This is a genomic window from Streptomyces violaceoruber (assembly GCF_033406955.1).
In the GTDB taxonomy this organism is placed as follows: Bacteria; Actinomycetota; Actinomycetes; order Streptomycetales; family Streptomycetaceae; genus Streptomyces; species Streptomyces violaceoruber.
Genome location: NZ_CP137734.1, coordinates 2,493,455 through 2,511,173, shown reverse-complemented (window position 1 = coordinate 2,511,173; position 17,719 = coordinate 2,493,455). Strand labels below are relative to the sequence as shown.

At 71.3% G+C, this 17,719-nt stretch carries 17 protein-coding genes and 5 tRNA genes; 17 read left to right on the top strand and 5 right to left on the bottom strand.

Translation table 11 applies throughout. From position 1 onward, the window contains the following. Positions 1-8: 8 nt before the first annotated feature. Complete coding sequence (locus tag R2E43_RS10825; protein WP_011030302.1) at positions 9-3,998, bottom strand: sensor histidine kinase; 3,990 nt, start codon at positions 3,996-3,998, stop codon at positions 9-11. Positions 3,999-4,600: 602 nt separating this feature from the next. Here R2E43_RS10825 and R2E43_RS10820 point away from each other — a divergent pair. From R2E43_RS10820 to R2E43_RS10775, 10 genes are all read left to right on the top strand, one after another. Beyond that, complete coding sequence (locus tag R2E43_RS10820) at positions 4,601-4,789, top strand: hypothetical protein (RefSeq protein ID WP_016327338.1); 189 nt, start codon at positions 4,601-4,603, stop codon at positions 4,787-4,789. Between the two features lie 126 nt (positions 4,790-4,915). Further along, a complete protein-coding gene (locus R2E43_RS10815; protein WP_003973449.1) occupies positions 4,916-5,701 on the top strand; it encodes a fumarylacetoacetate hydrolase family protein in 786 nt (261 codons plus the stop codon). Next, positions 5,694-7,178: a glutamate--tRNA ligase gene (gene gltX / locus R2E43_RS10810; RefSeq protein WP_326649139.1), complete on the top strand. Its 1,485-nt coding sequence runs from the start codon at positions 5,694-5,696 to the stop codon at positions 7,176-7,178. Before R2E43_RS10815 ends, gltX begins: the two co-directional genes overlap by 8 nt. Before the next feature lie 108 nt (positions 7,179-7,286). Continuing rightward, positions 7,287-7,682 (top strand): RidA family protein, encoded by a 396-nt coding sequence (locus R2E43_RS10805; protein WP_030870131.1) that lies wholly within the window; start codon positions 7,287-7,289, stop codon positions 7,680-7,682. 70 nt (positions 7,683-7,752) lie between these two features. Next, on the top strand, positions 7,753-8,487 hold the full coding sequence (locus tag R2E43_RS10800; protein WP_011030303.1) for an HAD family hydrolase: 735 nt from the start codon (positions 7,753-7,755) through the stop codon (positions 8,485-8,487). 92 nt (positions 8,488-8,579) lie between these two features. After that, positions 8,580-8,651: transfer RNA gene (locus R2E43_RS10795), tRNA-Gln, on the top strand. A gap of 39 nt (positions 8,652-8,690) precedes the next feature. Beyond that, positions 8,691-8,763, top strand: a tRNA-Glu gene (locus R2E43_RS10790). Between the two features lie 62 nt (positions 8,764-8,825). Continuing rightward, a tRNA-Glu gene (locus R2E43_RS10785) sits at positions 8,826-8,898 on the top strand. Positions 8,899-8,918: 20 nt separating this feature from the next. Next, positions 8,919-8,990: transfer RNA gene (locus R2E43_RS10780), tRNA-Gln, on the top strand. A 44-nt stretch (positions 8,991-9,034) separates the two neighbouring features. Further along, positions 9,035-9,107: transfer RNA gene (locus R2E43_RS10775), tRNA-Glu, on the top strand. Positions 9,108-9,166: 59 nt separating this feature from the next. Here the strand turns inward: R2E43_RS10775 and R2E43_RS10770 are convergent. Continuing rightward, positions 9,167-9,811, bottom strand: a complete 645-nt coding sequence (locus tag R2E43_RS10770; protein WP_136209322.1) for a MerR family transcriptional regulator — start codon at positions 9,809-9,811, stop codon at positions 9,167-9,169. Between the two features lie 81 nt (positions 9,812-9,892). On the opposite strand from R2E43_RS10770, the gene R2E43_RS10765 reads away from it, so the two are divergent. Next, the gene (locus R2E43_RS10765; RefSeq protein ID WP_210984988.1) at positions 9,893-10,465 is read left to right on the top strand and encodes a DUF4188 domain-containing protein; all 573 of its coding nucleotides are present in this window, start codon (positions 9,893-9,895) and stop codon (positions 10,463-10,465) included. Between the two features lie 65 nt (positions 10,466-10,530). Here R2E43_RS10765 and ndgR read toward each other — a convergent pair whose 3' ends face one another. Next, positions 10,531-11,247 (bottom strand): IclR family transcriptional regulator NdgR, encoded by a 717-nt coding sequence (gene ndgR, locus R2E43_RS10760; protein ID WP_003973443.1) that lies wholly within the window; start codon positions 11,245-11,247, stop codon positions 10,531-10,533. 197 nt (positions 11,248-11,444) lie between these two features. On the opposite strand from ndgR, the gene leuC reads away from it, so the two are divergent. The 4 genes from leuC (at position 11,445) to R2E43_RS10740 (ending at position 14,784) form a co-directional block, all read left to right on the top strand. Continuing rightward, positions 11,445-12,875 (top strand): 3-isopropylmalate dehydratase large subunit, encoded by a 1,431-nt coding sequence (gene leuC, locus R2E43_RS10755; protein ID WP_003973442.1) that lies wholly within the window; start codon positions 11,445-11,447, stop codon positions 12,873-12,875. A gap of 5 nt (positions 12,876-12,880) precedes the next feature. Then, positions 12,881-13,474, top strand: a complete 594-nt coding sequence (gene leuD, locus R2E43_RS10750) for a 3-isopropylmalate dehydratase small subunit (protein WP_189285108.1) — start codon at positions 12,881-12,883, stop codon at positions 13,472-13,474. 285 nt (positions 13,475-13,759) lie between these two features. Beyond that, positions 13,760-13,990 carry an SCO5555 family protein gene (locus R2E43_RS10745; RefSeq protein ID WP_003973440.1) on the top strand — a complete coding sequence of 77 codons (231 nt, stop codon included), beginning with the start codon at positions 13,760-13,762 and terminating at the stop codon, positions 13,988-13,990. Between the two features lie 137 nt (positions 13,991-14,127). Then, positions 14,128-14,784 carry an HU family DNA-binding protein gene (locus tag R2E43_RS10740; RefSeq protein WP_003973439.1) on the top strand — a complete coding sequence of 219 codons (657 nt, stop codon included), beginning with the start codon at positions 14,128-14,130 and terminating at the stop codon, positions 14,782-14,784. A 114-nt stretch (positions 14,785-14,898) separates the two neighbouring features. On the opposite strand, the gene R2E43_RS10735 is transcribed toward R2E43_RS10740, so the two are convergent. Further along, positions 14,899-15,120 carry a hypothetical protein gene (locus R2E43_RS10735; RefSeq protein ID WP_003973438.1) on the bottom strand — a complete coding sequence of 74 codons (222 nt, stop codon included), beginning with the start codon at positions 15,118-15,120 and terminating at the stop codon, positions 14,899-14,901. 9 nt (positions 15,121-15,129) lie between these two features. Then, positions 15,130-15,768: a 2-phospho-L-lactate guanylyltransferase gene (gene cofC / locus R2E43_RS10730; RefSeq protein ID WP_003973437.1), complete on the bottom strand. Its 639-nt coding sequence runs from the start codon at positions 15,766-15,768 to the stop codon at positions 15,130-15,132. 143 nt (positions 15,769-15,911) lie between these two features. Here cofC and R2E43_RS10725 point away from each other — a divergent pair, with 143 nt between their 5' ends. Continuing rightward, positions 15,912-16,706 carry a lysophospholipid acyltransferase family protein gene (locus R2E43_RS10725; protein WP_003973436.1) on the top strand — a complete coding sequence of 265 codons (795 nt, stop codon included), beginning with the start codon at positions 15,912-15,914 and terminating at the stop codon, positions 16,704-16,706. Then, entirely contained in the window at positions 16,703-17,713 is a 1,011-nt protein-coding gene (locus R2E43_RS10720) for an NAD(P)H-dependent glycerol-3-phosphate dehydrogenase (RefSeq protein WP_003973435.1), read from the top strand. Before R2E43_RS10725 ends, R2E43_RS10720 begins: the two co-directional genes overlap by 4 nt. The last annotated feature ends 6 nt before the right edge of the window (positions 17,714-17,719 follow it).

The window sequence follows — 17,719 nt, the reverse complement described above, 5'->3', positions numbered from 1 at the left end:
GGGCTCAACTAACGCTCCTGCTGGTGAGTGGGCCGCGGGTAGCTGCCGGTCTGGTTGGTACCGGCCTGACGGCCCTGTGCGATTCCCCGACGGAGATTGGTCAGCCGGCCGCGCACGTCGTCGGGCGCACGCGAAACCGCCGGACCGCTCTGGTGCGACTGCTGCTGAGCCGTCCCCGGGACGAGGTTGGCCCGGGGTACCCGGCGCGGAAGGCCGGAGGTGGTGACCCCGCCCGCGGCCGGCTGCCTGACGCGCTCCGCCTGCCGGACGAGATCGTCGTTCGGCGAGCTGCGCCAGGCCGAGGTGGCCGGCCGCTGGGGGGCCGCCGGGGTCTGGGGCTGGGCGGCCTGCGGCTCCGGGGACGCGGCCGGGGCGGCCTGCGGCGCCCTCGACTCGCGGTCACCGTGGAACCAGTTGGTCTCCAGCGTGTCGTACAGCGGCGTACGCCCGTCACCGGGACCGGAGGCCGGGGGCAGGGCCCAGCCGTCTCCGGGGCGCTGTGCGGGAGTTCCGTTGGTGTTCTGACCCGCGGGCTCCTGCGGAACCGGTCGCTGCGGGGCCGGCGGACGCGGGGCGCCGAAGTCGTTCCCGCCCTGCGTGCCACCCGCCTGCGGACGCTCGAACTGGCCGGTGACGGCCGGGTCCTGACGGCCCGGCAGGCCGTGCTGACCGGTCGAGCCGTTGTCGTAGCCCTGGGAGGCGGCGAACCGGTCGGCCGGGGCCTGGCCGTTCGGGGCCGGCTGACCACCGAAGACGTCCGAGCGGACGAAGGCTCCGCCGTCCTGCTGCGGGGCGGCCGGCTCGGGCCGCGCGAACTGGTCGTTCTGCGGGGCGTCCTGGCCGAACCGGGGCCGGTCGTACTGGTCCTGGCCGGGACCGGCCTGACCGTACTGGCCGGGTGCGTACTGGTCCTGCCCGTACTGGTCCTGCCCGTACTGGCTCTGCTGCCCGTACTGGTCCTCGTACTCGTTCCGCGCGTCGTACTGGTTCTGGCCGGGCTGGGCGTACTGGCCCGTGTCCTGCGACTCGTCCCGACGGGGCGCCGGGGCGTCGAAGTCGGGGCGGGCGAACTCGGCCGTGGCGGCGGGGGACTGGGGCTCGCCGAACCGGGGCACGGCCGGCATCTCGGCGGTCGAGCCCGGGCCCTGACGCTCGTCGAGGCGCGGCGTCCGGTCGGTGCGGGAGCTGTCCGGCTCGTCGTGGCCGCGCGGGGCGTCCAGCGAGGCCCGCGGCACCGGCGGCTGCGCGTTCTCGTCGCTCCAGCTGGGCACCCGCGGCTGCGGGTTGCCGCCGGGCAGCTCGGCCCGCGGACCGCCGCGCGGCGGCAGCTGCGGACGGCGGCCCTGCTCGGCGTCGCCGTTGCCGCCCCGCTTGCGCTGCGGGGGCGCGCCCGGCGCGCGGTTGCCGCCGAACATGTCCTGACCCTGCGAGGCGTTGTTCGCCGGCGCGTTGCCCTGCGGCGCGTTCATGCCCGCGGCCTGCAGACCCTGCGGAGCACCGGGCGCCTGCTGACCGGCACCGGCACCCGCGCCGGCCGGAGCCGGACGGTTCTGCTGGCCCGGGACCGCGGGGGACTGGGGCCCGCGCGCGCCACCCGGTGCCCCCGGGCGGCCGCCCGCGTCGCGCCCGGGCAGTGCGGCCCGCGGCCCCTGGCCGGCACCGAGCCGACCGCCCGGCGCACCCGCGCCGAGGGCGCCGCCGCCACTTCCACCGCCGAAGGCACCGCCGCCCGCGAGGGCACCGCCGCCCTGTCCGCCACGGCGGGCCGCGGCGACACCGGCGGCCGCCTGCGCGGCGGCCGGACCGCCGTTGCCCGCGCCGGGCTGGCCCGGCTTCGGCTGCGGCTTGCGGCCGCCCTGGGCGACGTCGACGGGCAGCATGACCAGCGCGGTCGTACCGCCGGAGTCGGAGGGGCGCAGCTGGATCCGGATGCCGTGGCGCTGCGAGAGGCGGCCGACCACGAACAGACCCATGCGGCGGGAGACGGAGACGTCCACGGTGGGCGGCGAGGCGAGCCGCTCGTTGATCGCGGCCAGGTCCTCCGGCGAGAGGCCGATACCGGTGTCGTGGATCTCGATCAGCACCCGGCCGTCGGGCAGTGCGTGACCGGTGACCTTGACCTTGGTCTGCGGCGAGGAGAACGAGGTCGCGTTCTCCAGCAGCTCGGCGAGCAGGTGCACGAGGTCGTTGACCACGCGGCCGGCGACCTCGGTGCTCGGCACGGAGGCCAGCTCGATGCGCTCGTACTGCTCCACCTCGGAGGCGGCGGCGCGGAGCACGTCGACCAGCGGCACCGGACGGGTCCAGCGGCGGCCGGGCTCCTCACCCGCGAGGACGAGGAGGTTCTCACCGTTACGGCGCATACGCGTGGCGAGGTGGTCGAGCTTGAACAGCGAGGAGAGCTGGTCCGGGTCGGCCTCGCGGGACTCCAGTTCGGAGATGAGCGAGAGCTGACGCTGGATGAGGCCCTGGGAGCGGCGCGAGAGGTTGGTGAACATCGCGTTGACGTTGCCCCGCAGCAGGGCCTGCTCGGCGGCGAGGCGGACCGCCTCGCGGTGCACGTCGTCGAAGGCCGCGGCCACTCGGCCGATCTCGTCCCGGGAGTGCACACCGACGGACTCCACCGAGGTGTCGACGTCCTGCGGGTCGGTCTCGGAGAGCTGCTTGACCAGCTCGGGCAGGCGGTCCTGGGCGACCTTGGTCGCGGTGTCCTCCAGGCGGCGAAGCGAGCGGATCATGGACCGGGCCACGACGAACGCGCCGACCAGGGAGACGCCGAGCACGAGCAGGATGAGGACACCGGAGATGATGGCCTCTTGCTCGGACTCGTTGCGCAGCTCGCGAGCCTGCTGCTCCATGTCCTCCAGCAGCTTCAGCTCGATGTTCTTCATCTGCTGGATCTTGGTGGAGCTGTCGTCCAGCCAGTCCTGGTAGGACCGGGCCTTGAGGCTGGCCAGACCGTCCTTCTTGCCGACGGCGCGGCCGGCGTACTGGTCGGACGCCTCGATCACCGGGTTGCCCTCGGAGATCGGCTTGAGCAGGTCCTCCGCGCCGTCGCCGTAGATGCTGGTGAAGCTGCGGATCTCGGAGGTCTGGCTCTGCAGCGCGGACTGGGCGTACAGCCGGTCGTTCTCGGCGAGATCGCCCTTGTCGGTGTTGTTCGCGGGGAGGGCCGCGGCGAGGACCGCGCGCTGGATGGACGCGTACTCCTTGGCCGAGGAGAAGGCCGACAGGGCGCGCGTGCGCTGGATCATGTCGGGGTTGCTGGTCGCCTCCGCCATGTCCTGCGAGAGGTCGAGCAGGTGGGTGATCAGGCGGTGGTAGGCCTCGACCGTCTGGGTCGAGTTGTCCGTCGCCGTGTACGCCGTGCTGCGGATCTTGGTCAGGTCGTTCAGGTCGCTGGCGATGCCGACGAGGCTGTCGCGGACGCCGACGAGCTTGCCGTCCTTGCTCGCCGCGTCGATCTGCTCGGACTTGTCGAGGAAGTTCTTCAGGGCCCGGTCGGTCTGCTCGCGGTCGCCCTTGACGGCGATCGCGCTGGACTTCGAGCCGTGGGCCAGCGGGCCGGCGGACTGGTCGCGCTCCTCCTGGAGCGCGGCGGCCAGCTCCGTGGCCTGCTTGGTCATCTCGGTCAGCAGCTTCATGTTCTCGAGCTGCTGGATGTCGTCCATCGACTGGTTGATGCGCAGCGCGCCCAGCGAGGTCGCCGCGACCACCGGAAGCGCCAGCAGCGACACCAGACGGGTGGAGATCCGCCAGTTGCGCAGGGCTATTCGCGGGCCGGGGCCGGTCGAGCCCTTGGCCGGCTTGGCGGGCGACTGCTGGCCGGGAGCGGACGGGCCCGCCGCCTGACCGGCGCGCTCCCCGCTGTCGCCGGGCTGGGTCTGGCCCGGGTTCTGGGCGTGCTGGGGCGAGGAGCTGACGGCCTTGGGGCCAGTCCCGCCCTGCGGCTCCGGCTCCGCCGAAGCGCTGCCATCCCTCTTGAAACGTCCCTGCACTAGCGTCGCAACCTCTGGACCAGGCGCCCCTCCGCGTGAACGGCTGGGCACGGTGTCGGCGTCAAAGGGGCGCCCTGAATACGCCCCTGTGTTGGTCGTGAGTGACCGGCGCTGGTTCCCCCTTCTCGCCGCCGCTCGGCGCTGGTGTGCGCCCCCTGTGCGCCGGCTCGATCCCGCGGCGGTCCGTGGAATTCCAGCACAGTGCAGGATCTCCAACAAGGCCCGTGGGGCAGGCCGTGAGATACGTGACAGCACGTGAGGGCCGGATCACCGGACGTAGAAGGTGATCACCCGCAAACCGGGCGTATGCCCGCGAGTCGTCTGGGCGCGGAGGGTGTCCCAGTCGACATGATCAGCAGCGGAATGATGCCTTCAGGTGTGCAATGTCGCTTTAGTCGGAGTGCTCTCGGCGTCGCAATTGACCGGTTTGACCCTTGATAAGTGAGCAAACTCACATCCGGATCATGGACTCCTCCGCGGTTCACGGGGAATCGCGTGTTTAGCCTGACGCTTTACAGAGAAGGCAAAACCGACAACCCGCGCCCTCGCAGGGGCTTTGACCGCCCCTCGGGCGCCCGGACACGACAGGGCCACGTACAACCGTGAAGACGACGATGATGTTCCACAAGATCGCCAACCCGCGGCGCACGACGCTGGCGCACCTCCAGGACGCCGACGAACTGCGGACGCCGGAGCAGCCGGAGCACGCCGTCGAGCTGCCCGCCCAGACCGCCAACCCCCGCCGCACGATCCTCATGGAGGCCCCGGTCACGGCGTCGGTCGCAGAGTAGTACGGCAGCGGGTCGCCGCGCGTTCAGCGGTGCCCCGGCCCCTGAGGCCTGCCCGGCGGTTCAGGCCCACCGCGATAGCCTGGAGCGTCAGACTTCAGCCAGCTCAGTCAAGGGGCCAAGCAACCCGTGCGCATCGCCAGGTTCTCCATCGACGGGAACGTCGCCTTCGGCGCGGTCGAGGGCGACCAGCCGGACCAGCTCGTCCTCGACATCATCAAGGGCATCCCGTTCGCGGACTACGAGCTCTCCGGCACCAAGGTGCCCCTGAGCAAGGTGCGGCTCCTGCCGCCGGTACTCCCCAGCAAGGTCGTCGCCTTCGGCCGCAACTACGCCGAGCACGCCCGCGAACTCGGCAACGAGGTGCCCGACGCGCCGTTCGCCTTCTTCAAGCCGTCCACCTCCGTGATCGGCCCCGGCGACGCCGTCCAGTACCCCTCCTTCACCGAGGAACTGCACCACGAGGCCGAACTGGCCGTCGTCATCGGCCGCATGTGCCGCGAGGTCCCGCGCGAGCGCGTCCAGGACGTGATCTTCGGCTACACCTGCGCCAACGACATCACCGCCCGCGACGTGCAGCGCCGCGAGAAGCAGTGGGCCAGGGCCAAGGGCTTCGACTCCTCCTGCCCGCTCGGCCCCTGGGTGGAGACGGACCTCGACCTCGCGGCCGCGGGCGACCTCACCGTGCAGCTCACGGTCAACGGCGCCCAGCGCCAGCTCGGCCGCACCAGCGAGATGATCCACTCCATCGAGGACCTGATCGTCAACATCTCCGAGGCGATGACGCTGCTCCCCGGTGACGTGATCCTCACGGGCACTCCGGCCGGCGTCGGCCCCCTCAACGTCGGCGACGAGGTCGCCGTCACCATCGAAGGCATCGGCACTCTCACCAACAAGGTTGTCAAGCGTGGCTAGCGCATCCGGCTCCCCCGTACGCGTCCGTTTCTGTCCGTCCCCCACCGGCAACCCCCACGTGGGCCTGGTCCGCACCGCCCTGTTCAACTGGGCCTTCGCGCGCCACCACCAGGGCACCCTGGTCTTCCGCATCGAGGACACCGACGCCGCCCGCGACTCCGAGGAGTCGTACGACCAGCTGCTCGACTCGATGCGCTGGCTGGGCTTCGACTGGGACGAGGGTCCCGAGGTCGGCGGCCCGCACGCGCCGTACCGCCAGTCGCAGCGCATGGACATCTACCAGGACGTCGCCCAGAAGCTCCTGGACGCCGGCCACGCCTACCGCTGCTACTGCTCCCAGGAGGAGCTGGACACCCGCCGCGAGGCCGCCCGCGCCGCCGGGAAGCCCTCCGGCTACGACGGCCACTGCCGCGAGCTGACCGACGCACAGGTCGAGGAGTACACGTCCCAGGGCCGCGAGCCCATCGTCCGCTTCCGGATGCCCGACGAGGCGATCACCTTCACGGACCTGGTCCGCGGCGAGATCACCTACCTGCCGGAGAACGTCCCGGACTACGGCATCGTCCGCGCCAACGGGGCGCCCCTCTACACGCTGGTCAACCCCGTCGACGACGCGCTGATGGAGATCACCCACGTCCTGCGCGGCGAGGACCTGCTCTCCTCCACCCCGCGCCAGATCGCCCTGTACAAGGCGCTGATCGAGCTGGGCGTCGCCAAGGAGATCCCCGCCTTCGGCCACCTGCCGTACGTCATGGGCGAGGGCAACAAGAAGCTCTCCAAGCGCGACCCGCAGTCGAGCCTCAACCTCTACCGCGAGCGCGGCTTCCTCCCCGAGGGCCTGCTCAACTACCTCTCCCTCCTCGGCTGGTCGCTCTCGGCCGACCAGGACATCTTCACGATCGAGGAGATGGTCGCGGCCTTCGACGTCTCCGACGTCCAGCCCAACCCGGCCCGCTTCGACCTCAAGAAGTGCGAGGCGATCAACGGCGACCACATCCGCCTGCTGGAGGTCAAGGACTTCACCGAGCGCTGCCGCCCCTGGCTGAAGGCCCCCGTCGCGCCCTGGGCGCCGGAGGACTTCGACGAGGCCAAGTGGCAGGCGATCGCGCCGCACGCGCAGACCCGCCTGAAGGTCCTCTCCGAGATCACCGACAACGTCGACTTCCTGTTCCTGCCGGAGCCGGTCTTCGACGAGGCGAGCTGGACCAAGGCCATGAAGGAGGGCTCGGACGCGCTCCTGACCACGGCCCGCGAGAAGCTGGACGCCGCCGACTGGACTGCCCCGGAGGCCCTCAAGGAGGCCGTCCTGGCCGCCGGCGAGGCCCACGGTCTCAAGCTCGGCAAGGCCCAGGCCCCCGTCCGCGTCGCCGTCACCGGCCGCACGGTCGGCCTGCCCCTCTTCGAGTCCCTGGAGGTCCTGGGCAAGGAGAAGGCGCTGGCGCGCATCGACGCGGCGCTGGCGCGACTGGCGGCGTAAACGGCAGCACGGGTGAAGGGCGGCGTCCGCACGGGCGCCGCCCTTCCCGTACCCCGACCGGTCCCCTCCGAGCGGCGCCGCCGCCCCCGGCCCCCGCAGACTGACCGCATGCGCCGCGAGGACATCGACCCACGCTTCTTCGGGGACCGGCTGGCCTACAACCGGGCCGTACTGGTCGAACAGCCCCGGCGCTGGCTCGTGGTCGCCGGTCACGAGGCCCGGGACGACGAGGGCGGCATCGCCGCCGTGGGCGACGTCCGAGGCCAGCTCCGGCTGACCTTCCGGCGCCTGGCCGAGACGCTGGACAAGGCCGGATTCGCCCTGAGCGACCTCGTCCAGATCCGGATCTTCACCGTCGACATCGAGGCGGTCACGGCCCACTACGACGCCGTACTGGACGAACTGGCCGCCGCCGACTGCCGCCCCGCCAGCCTGCTGGCCGAGGTCCGGGCGCTGTCCGACCCGCGGATGCTGGTCGAGATCGAGGGCCTGGCCGCGCAGTAGGCACCGACCCCCGGGGGCCCTCCCGGCCGTCCGCTCCCACGCGACGCCGACGCGGCCTAGGCTGGGCCCCATGCCGATCAAAGCCGTGGTCTGGGACGTCGACGACACACTCTTCGACTACACCACCGCCGACCGCGAGGGCATGCGTGCCCATCTGGTCGCCGAAGGGCTCCTCGCCGGGTACGGGTCGGCCGAGGAGGCCCTCGTGCGCTGGCGCGAGATCACCGAGCAGCAGTGGGCGCGCTTCTCGGCGGGCGAGGTGGACTTCGTCACACAGCGGCGCGACCGCACCCGGGTCTTCCTGGGCCGGCCGGAGCTGACGGACGCCGAGGCCGACGACTGGTTCCAGCGGTACGTCACGCACTACGAGGCCGCCTGGTCCCTCTTCCCGGACGTGATGCCCGTCCTGGACGCGCTCGCCGGCAGCCACCGGCACGCCGTGCTCTCCAACTCCAGCCTCACCGTCCAGGACCGCAAGCTGCGCGTCCTCGGCGTGCACGACCGCTTCGAGGCCATCCTGTGCGCCGCCGAGCTGGGCGTCTCCAAGCCGGAGGCCGGGGCCTTCCTCGCGGCCTGCGACGCCCTCGCCCTCGGTCCGGCCGAGGTCGCCTACGTCGGCGACCACCCGGAGATCGACGGACGGGGCGCCGCCGACGCCGGGCTGCTCTCGGTCTGGATCGACCGCGGAGGCGCGTACGCGACGGTCGACCCGCCGGCCGGGCCGCGCCGGATCGCCTCGCTCTCCGAACTTCCCGCGCTCCTCGGCGCCGATACCCGTTTTGGAGCCCCGTCGACCTTCGGGTAATGTTCTTCCTGCGCCGCCGGAGAGCGGGCCGAACGGCCGGGAACCGGAAGCGCAACGCTAGAACAAGAACCCCTACGGGGCTTGCGTTCCAGTGGCCTATGGTGTAATTGGCAGCACGACTGATTCTGGTTCAGTTAGTCTAGGTTCGAGTCCTGGTAGGCCAGCTCGCAGAGCTTATCTGCGCCGCGGAGCACATCCGCAAGGCCCCCGTTGTGTAGCGGCCTAGCACGCCGCCCTCTCAAGGCGGTAGCGCCGGTTCGAATCCGGTCGGGGGTACAGATCCTTCCCGCGAGGACAGCTCGGGTCGCTCCCGCTGTCTTCGATGCAGGATCGCTAGGGCCCCCGTTGTGTAGCGGCCTAGCACGCCGCCCTCTCAAGGCGGTAGCGCCGGTTCGAATCCGGTCGGGGGTACGAACTGGTCTAAACCACATTGGTCTATGGTGTAATTGGCAGCACGACTGATTCTGGTTCAGTTAGTCTAGGTTCGAGTCCTGGTAGACCAGCTCGGATCTGCGGCGGAGCAGTAATGAACGCCCGCAAGATCCACGCCCCCGTTGTGTAGCGGCCTAGCACGCCGCCCTCTCAAGGCGGTAGCGCCGGTTCGAATCCGGTCGGGGGTACTCGAAGTCCAAGGGGGCTTCCGCCGAGGCGGGAGCCCCCTTCGGCGTTCCCCCGACGCCTACTCGATGCCGTACCGCCGCGCCGACTCCTCCTCCTGCGCCAGCCGGTGCAGAGCCCGTAGCACCGGCTGGAAGAGCACCGCCGCCGCGACCGCCATCTCGACCTTCTCCGCCTCCGAGGCGTGGGTCTCCATGAAGTCGAGGTCCCGCCGGGCCACTTCCATCATCAACTCGCCGTAAGGCGCCATCAGTTCCGCGTCCCACGGATAGTCGAGGCGGCGCAGCGCGGCCACCGCCACCACCAGGGAGCGGTGCACGGGGGAGAGCGGTGCCAACTCCCGGGAGGTCTCCCAGCCCAGCAGTTCGAGGAGCCGGTTCACCTCGACGCGCGCGGCGGCCACCGCCGGGTCCGCCTCGTCCGGCTCGGCGTCCTGCGGCAGCGCCCACAGGGCCGCCCCCAGCCGGACGGTGCGGCCCAGCGAGTCGTCGTCGACGTGCCCCAGCACCTCCCGGGCCGTCGCCACCGGCACCTTCCCGACCTGGATCAGCGCCCGCACCAGCCGCAGCCGGCGCAGATGGTCCTCGTCGTACTCGGCGGTGGTCGCGTTGACCTGCCGGCCCGGCGGCAACAGCCCTTCCCGCAGGTAGTACTTGATCGTCGCGGTGGACACCCCGCTGCGCTTGCTCAGGTCGGCCAGTCGCATCCCTTGCGCCCTTCCTCGGATAGCGCCACTATCTAAGCAGTATCACTTGGACAGTGCAGCTCGCCAACAGGGGGAGGCGTCATGCCGGGCACGAACGCGACCGCGACCCGTACCACCGCCGCCGCCGAGGGGGACGTGACCGTCCTGCTCATCGGCATGCGGATCAATCACTTCTGGGCCGTGCACCACTGGCTGCCGGTCTTCCTCGCCATGCCGCGCATGCTCCGCGAACTGGCGAAGGACCCGGAACGCGGACTCCTGAACCACGTCCTGCTCACGGCCTCGCCGCGGACGTACTACGTCGTCCAGTACTGGGAGTCCAAGGAGAAGCTCTACGAGTACGCCCACTCGCCCGACATGTTCCACCACCGGGCCTGGGCGGTCATCAACCGCAAGGAGCGCAAGGGGCAGGTGCGCGGGCACGTGGGGCTGTGGCACGAGGCGTACGTCGTGCCCGAGGGGTCGTACGAGTCGATCTACGCCGACATGCCGCCCTTCGGGCTCGCGGCGGCGCACGGACAGGTGCCGCTGGAGCGACGGGGGAAGCGCGCGCGGGACCGCTTCGCGTACCGGACGCGGAAGGCGGCGGGCGCGGCGGAGGCGAGGACGGAGAAGAGCGTCGTCGCCCCGGGGAACGCCCCGGACGAGGGCTGAGAACGGCGAAGGGCCCGCCGCGGCGTTGAGGCGGGCCCGTTGCCGGTCGGAGTGTCCTGGGACGGTCAACCGTTGCGGCGCAGCGCCTCGGACAGGCGGCCCGCGGCGTCGATGATGGCCTGCGCGTGCATGCGGCCGGGGTGGCGGCTGAGGCGCTCGATGGGGCCGGAGACGGACACGGCGGCCACCACGCGGTTGGAGGGGCCGCGCACCGGCGCGGAGACGGACGCGACGCCGGGCTCCCGCTCGCCGATGGACTGCGCCCAGCCGCGGCGGCGCACACCGGACAGCGCCGTCGCCGTGAAGCGGGCGCCCTGGAGGCCGCGGTGCAGGCGCTCCGGCTCCTCCCAGGCCATCAGGATCTGGGCCGAGGAGCCGGCCTTCATGGTGAGCGTGGAGCCGACCGGGACCGTGTCCCTGAGGCCCGACAGGCGCTCGGCCGCGGCCACGCAGATGCGCATGTCGCCCTGGCGGCGGTAGAGCTGGGCGCTCTCGCCCGTCACGTCGCGCAGGTGGGTGAGGACCGGGCCCGCCGTGGCGAGCAGGCGGTCCTCGCCGGCCGCCGCGGCCAGTTCGGCCAGGCGCGGGCCGAGGATGAAGCGGCCCTGCATGTCGCGCGCCACCATACGGTGGTGTTCCAGCGCCACGGCCAGGCGGTGGGCCGTGGGTCGTGCCAGTCCGGTCGCACCGACCAACCCCGCGAGGGTGGCCGGGCCGGACTCCAGAGCGCTCAGGACGAGGGCCGCCTTGTCCAGAACGCCGACGCCGCTACTGTTGTCCATGACACGATACTCCCGTCTCACTCTGTGAAACGCAAGTTCAATTTTCCATGGAACGCGCCACCCTGGACGGCAGGAAGTCACAACGGCCCGTGACGAGAGGGCCTGGTGGCGGTTGCCCGGAAACACAGGGGTGCGGGCACCGCTTCCCCAAGATCTCTAGTTGGGTCGGCGCCTCGTCGCCGACCGAAGGGAAAGCGATGGGTAGGACACTCGCGGAGAAGGTCTGGGACGACCACGTCGTCCGGCGCGCCGAGGGCGAGCCCGACCTCCTCTTCATCGATCTGCACCTGCTGCACGAGGTGACCAGCCCGCAGGCCTTCGACGGCCTCCGCAAGAGCGGCCGCCCGGTGCGGCGGCTCGACCTGACCATCGCCACCGAGGACCACAACACCCCCACGCTCGACATCGACAAGCCCATCGCGGACCCGGTCTCCCGGGCCCAGCTGGAGACGCTGCGCAAGAACTGCGCGGACTTCGGCGTCCGGCTGCACCCGCTGGGCGACGTCGAGCAGGGCGTCGTGCACGTCGTCGGCCCGCAGCTCGGTCTGACCCAGCCCGGCACCACCGTGGTCTGCGGCGACTCGCACACCTCGACGCACGGCGCCTTCGGCGCGCTGGCGTTCGGCATCGGCACCTCCCAGGTCGAGCACGTGCTGGCCACCCAGACGCTGCCCCTGGCCCGCCCGAAGACCATGGCGATCACGGTCGACGGCGAGCTGCCCGAGGGCGTCACCGCCAAGGACCTGATCCTGGCGATCATCGCGCGGATCGGCACCGGCGGCGGCCAGGGCTACATCCTGGAGTACCGCGGCGAGGCCATCGAGAAGCTCTCGATGGAGGCCCGCATGACCATCTGCAACATGTCGATCGAGGCCGGCGCCCGCGCGGGCATGATCGCCCCCGACGAGACCACCTTCGCCTATCTCCAGGGCCGCCCGCACGCCCCCGAGGGCGCCGACTGGGACGCGGCGGTGGAGTACTGGAAGACGCTGCGTACGGACGACGACGCCGAGTTCGACGCCGAGGTGGTCATCGAGGCCGCCGAGCTGGCGCCGTTCGTCACCTGGGGCACCAACCCCGGCCAGGGCGCACCGCTTTCCGCGGCCGTCCCCGACCCGGCTTCGTACGAGGACGCCTCGGAGCGCTTCGCCGCCGAAAAGGCCCTGGAGTACATGGGCTTGGAGGCCGGGCAGCCGCTGCGCTCCATCCAGGTGGACACCGTCTTCGTGGGCTCCTGCACCAACGGCCGCATCGAGGACCTGCGCGCCGCCGCCGAGATCGTCCGGGACCGCAAAGTCGCCGACGGCGTACGCATGCTGGTCGTCCCCGGCTCCGCGCGGGTCGGTCTGCAGGCCGTCTCCGAGGGCCTGGACGTGGTCTTCAAGGAGGCCGGCGCCGAATGGCGGCACGCGGGCTGCTCGATGTGCCTGGGCATGAACCCGGACCAGCTGGCCCCGGGTGAGCGCTCCGCGTCCACCTCCAACCGCAACTTCGAGGGGCGCCAGGGCAAGGGCGGCCGCACCCACCTGGTGTCGCCGCAGGTCGCGGCCGCGACGGCGGTCCTGGGCCACCTGGCCTCCCCGGCCGACCTGTCCGCCGCCGACGTCCCCACGCCCGCTGGAGTCTGAGAGTCATGGAAGCGTTCACCAAGCACACCGGCCGGGCCGTCCCGCTGCGCCGCAGCAACGTCGACACCGACCAGATCATCCCCGCCCACTGGCTCAAGAAGGTGACCCGGGACGGGTTCGAGGACGGGCTCTTCGAGGCCTGGCGCAAGAACCCGGAGTTCGTGCTCAACCGGCCCGAGCGCGAGGGCGCCACCGTCCTGGTCGCGGGTCCCGACTTCGGCACCGGCTCCTCCCGCGAGCACGCCGTCTGGGCCCTGCAGAACTACGGCTTCAAGACCGTGGTCTCCTCCCGCTTCGCCGACATCTTCCGCGGCAACTCGCTGAAGAACGGCCTGCTCACGGTGGTCCTCGACCAGAAGACCGTGGACGCGCTGTGGGAACTGGTGGAGCGGGACCCGCAGGCCGAGATCACCGTCGACCTGGAGGCCCGCGAGGTCCGTGCCGAGGGCGTCACCGCCTCCTTCGAGCTGGACGAGAACTCCCGCTGGCGCCTGCTGAACGGGCTGGACGACATCTCGATCACCCTCCAGAACGAGGCGGACATCGCCGCGTACGAGGCGAAGCGCCCGTCGTTCAAGCCGCAGACCGTCCAGGTCTGAGCACCCGGAGCCGCCACGAGCCCCCGAGGGCTCCACAAGGTCGAGTTTCGGCCACCCAACACACCCGCCGTACCCCCGATCGGCCCGATCGGGGGTACGGCCGTTTCCGGATCCGTCCGCGGCCGCCCGTGACGGACGTGACGCACAACTTCCCACGTTAGAGGCGTGGTTGCCGGGGTACTCAAGGCCCTGAGGACTGGCTCCCGATGGTGTCAGGAAGGCCGTTCGAGGCGGCAGTTGCCCCCTGCGCAGGCGACAACTCGCCCCAGATGGCACAATCTGTGCATGGAACACGACGGCCAACTCGAGCTCTATACGGCGGTCGCGTCCCGGCTCAAGGAAGCGCACACAAGAGTGCGCGCACTGCAAGTCCCGGAGGGCGTACGGATGGCGCTGACCCGGAAGCTGCTGGTCATTACGGCCGCGGCCAAACACGATCTCGCCGGTGCGGCAAGGCGCCTGGATCGGTTCACCGACGACCTCGACGCGGGTCGAATCCCCGAAGAGGAAGGCTGAACCGGCCGGGACAGCCCGAGTCCGTTGCGGCACAAGGGTGATTAGCCCGTTTCGTGTTTGATTTGCGGTATATATCTGCCTAACGTGCGAAAAAGCTTGAACACATTCGTTCTGGCGATGTCTCCGAAGGGGAAGACGTGAACAAGGCGCAGCTCGTAGAAGCGATTGCCGACAAGCTCGGCGGCCGGCAGCAGGCCGCCGACGCTGTCGACGCGGTCCTGGACGCCCTCGTCCGTGCGGTCGTCGCGGGCGACCGGGTCTCGGTCACCGGCTTCGGTTCCTTCGAGAAGGTCGACCGCCCGGCCCGTTACGCCCGCAACCCGCAGACGGGCGAGCGGGTTCGGGTCAAGAAGACCTCCGTGCCGCGCTTCCGCGCGGGCCAGGGCTTCAAGGACCTGGTGAGCGGCTCGAAGAAGCTTCCGAAGAACGACATCGCGGTCAAGAAGGCCCCCAAGGGCAGCCTGTCCGGCCCGCCGCCCACCATCTCCAAGGCCGCGGGCAAGAAGGCCGCCGCCAAGAAGGCCACGGGCGCCGCGAAGAAGACCACGGGCGCGGCCAAGAAGACGTCGGCGGCGGCGAAGAAGACGACCGCGAAGAAGACCACCGGAGCGGCGAAGACGACGGCGAAGAAGACCACCGCCAAGAAGTCCGCGGCCAAGACCACCACGGCGGCGGCCAAGAAGACCGCCGCCAAGAAGGCTCCCGCGAAGAAGGCGACCGCCAAGAAGGCCCCGGCCAAGAAGTCGACGGCCCGCAAGACCACCGCCAAGAAGGCCACCGCCCGCAAGAAGTAGCAGGCGGCACCCGCGGCAGCGGGCGAACGGGCACAGGGCATTCACGCGCCGGGCCGGACTCCCTCTCGGAGTCCGGCCCGCGGCGTGTCCGGGACCCGTCGGACGGGCCCCCGGTCAGAACGTGTGCAGGGTCACCAGCGTGATCCGGCGCCCCGCGCCCGAGTCCCCGCCCGCACCCGTCTCCTCGGTCTCGATGCGCACCCGCTGCCCGGGGCGCAGCAGCCTGAGGCCCCCCGCGTCGAACGCCGCCGCGTCGAAGGGCACGGGCGTCCCGTCGTCGAGCAGCACCTGCCCGCTGCGGCTTTCGGGGTCGTACGTGTACGCGGTCGCCTGCATGCCGGCAGCCTACTGCCCGGCGATCAGCAACCGCGCCGCCACCGCGGCCGTACGGGGACCCACCCCGAGCGCCAGCGCGGAGCGGAGATCACCGCCGGTGTCGACGTCCTGCCGTACGGAATCCACCGCGTCGAGACGCAGTTCCACCGCGCCGGACGCCCGGTGGCGGGCCCGTGAATCCGCACCGAATGCGGGCGCCAATTCTTGGCCCGGCGCCACGGTCAGCAAGGTGGTGCCGATTCCGGCCGCGTCCGGGAGAAAGGCGCGCGGGAATTGCGTGGCCGCGGCCAGTACCCGCGCCAATTCGGCCGGTCGCAGCGCGGGAAGATCGGCGTTGAGCGCGGCCACCGGGCTTTCCGGCCGGGCCGCCCTTACCACGGCCGCCCCGTGCGCCAGCGCGGCGTTCAGGCCGCCGCCGGGCTCGTCCGCGACGACACCCGCGCCGAGCGCCGCCAGCTCCCGTCCGGCCCGCGCGTCGTCCGTGACGACTGCCACATCCGCGACCGCCGGGCAGGCCAGCGCGGCTGCCACGGTGTCCTGTGCGAACGCCAGCGCGAGCCCCGGCCGCAGCCCGTCGTCCGCGGTGTCCGACAGCCTGCTCTTGGCCCGGGCAAGGGCCTTCACGGGTACGACCAAGGTCCACTGCACGAGCGTTCCGTCCTTCTCTCGTCGCCGTCATTGTCACCTGCGAGACCTGGCGGTTCACTCTTCGGGGCGTACGGTGTTCTCGACAGACGGGCGGCCCGGGGCGACACTTGTCCGGCCCCAGGCCCTGGAGGAAAGGTGTCAGCGTGCCCCGCCGCAGAATCGGCTTCTGGTACCGCTTGGCCGCGGTGATCTGCAAACCGCCGCTGGTGGTTCTGATCAAGCGGGACTGGCGGGGAATGGAGAACATTCCGGCCGAGGGTGGATTTATCACCGCCGTGAACCACAATTCGCACGTGGACCCCTTCGCGTACGCGCACTACCAGTACAACACCGGACGCGTCCCGCGATTCCTGGCGAAGAGCGGCCTTTTCAAGAAGGGCTTCGTCGGCGCCGCGATGCGGGGCACCGGACAGATCCCCGTCTACCGCGAGAGCACGGACGCGCTGAGCGCCTTCCGGGCCGCGATCGACGCCGTGGAGCGCGGCGAGTGCGTCGCGTTCTACCCCGAGGGCACCCTCACCCGCGACCCGGACGGCTGGCCGATGACCGCCAAGACCGGTGCCGCGCGCGTCGCCCTGCAGACCAAGTGCCCGGTGATCCCGGTCGCCCAGTGGGGCTGCAACGAACTGCTGCCGCCGTACGCCAAGAAGCCCAGCGTCCTGCCGCGCAAGACCCACCAGGTGCTGGCCGGCCCGCCGGTCGACCTGTCGCGGTTCTACGACAGGGAGATGACCACGGAGGTGCTGAAGGAGGCCACCGAGGTCATCATGGCCGCCGTCACCCGCCAGCTGGAGGAGATCCGCGGCGAGAAGGCACCCGAGACCCCCTACGACCCGCGCCGCGAGCGGATCGAGCAGCGGCGCCGCACCCAGCAGGCGAAGTCGCAGGTGGCGCCCCCGCGCACCCACGGACCACAGGCAGAAGGGCAGAGCACGTGAGCAAGCCGGTCAAGGCGGCGGTCTTCGGCACCGGATCCTGGGGCACCGCCTTCGGCACGGTCCTCGCCGACGCGGGCTGCGAGGTCACCCTCTGGGGGCGCCGCGCCGCACTGGCCGACGCCGTCAACTCCACCCGCACCAACCCGGACTACCTGCCCGGCGTGGAACTCCCCGAGAACCTGCGGGCCACCACCGACGCCGCCGAGGCCGCGCGGGACGCCGACTTCACCGTCCTCGCCGTCCCCTCCCAGACGCTGCGCGCGGGCCTCGCCGACTGGACGCCCCTGCTGGCGCCCGGCACCGTCCTGGTGTCGCTCATGAAGGGCGTCGAACTCGGCTCCGCGATGCGGATGAGCGAGGTGATCGGGGACGTCGCCAAGGTGGGCGCCGAGCGCATCGCCGTGGTCACCGGACCCAACCTGGCCCGCGAGATCGCCGCCCGCATGCCGGCCGCCGCCGTCGTCGCCTGCCCCGACGAGACCGTCGCCCAGCGCCTCCAGGCCGCCTGCCACACGCCGTACTTCCGCCCCTACACCAACACCGACGTCGTCGGCTGCGAACTGGGCGGCGCCGTGAAGAACGTGATCGGTCTCGCCGTCGGCATCGCGGACGGCATGGGCCTCGGCGACAACGCCAAGGGCTCCCTCATCACCCGGGGCCTCGCCGAGACCACCCGCCTCGGAGTCGCCCTCGGGGCCGACCCGCTGACCTTCTCCGGCCTGGCCGGACTCGGCGACCTGGTGGCGACCTGCTCCTCGCCGCTGTCCCGCAACCACACCTTCGGCACCAACCTCGGCAAGGGCATGACCCTGGAGGAGACCATCGCGGTCACCAAGCAGACCGCCGAGGGCGTCAAGTCCTGCGAGTCGGTGCTGGACCTGGCCCGCAGGCACGGCGTCGACATGCCGATCACGGAGACGGTCGTCGCCATCGTGCACGAGGGCAAGTCCCCGGTGGTCGCCGTGAAGGAACTGATGTCGCGCAGCGCGAAGCCCGAACGACGCTGAGCGACC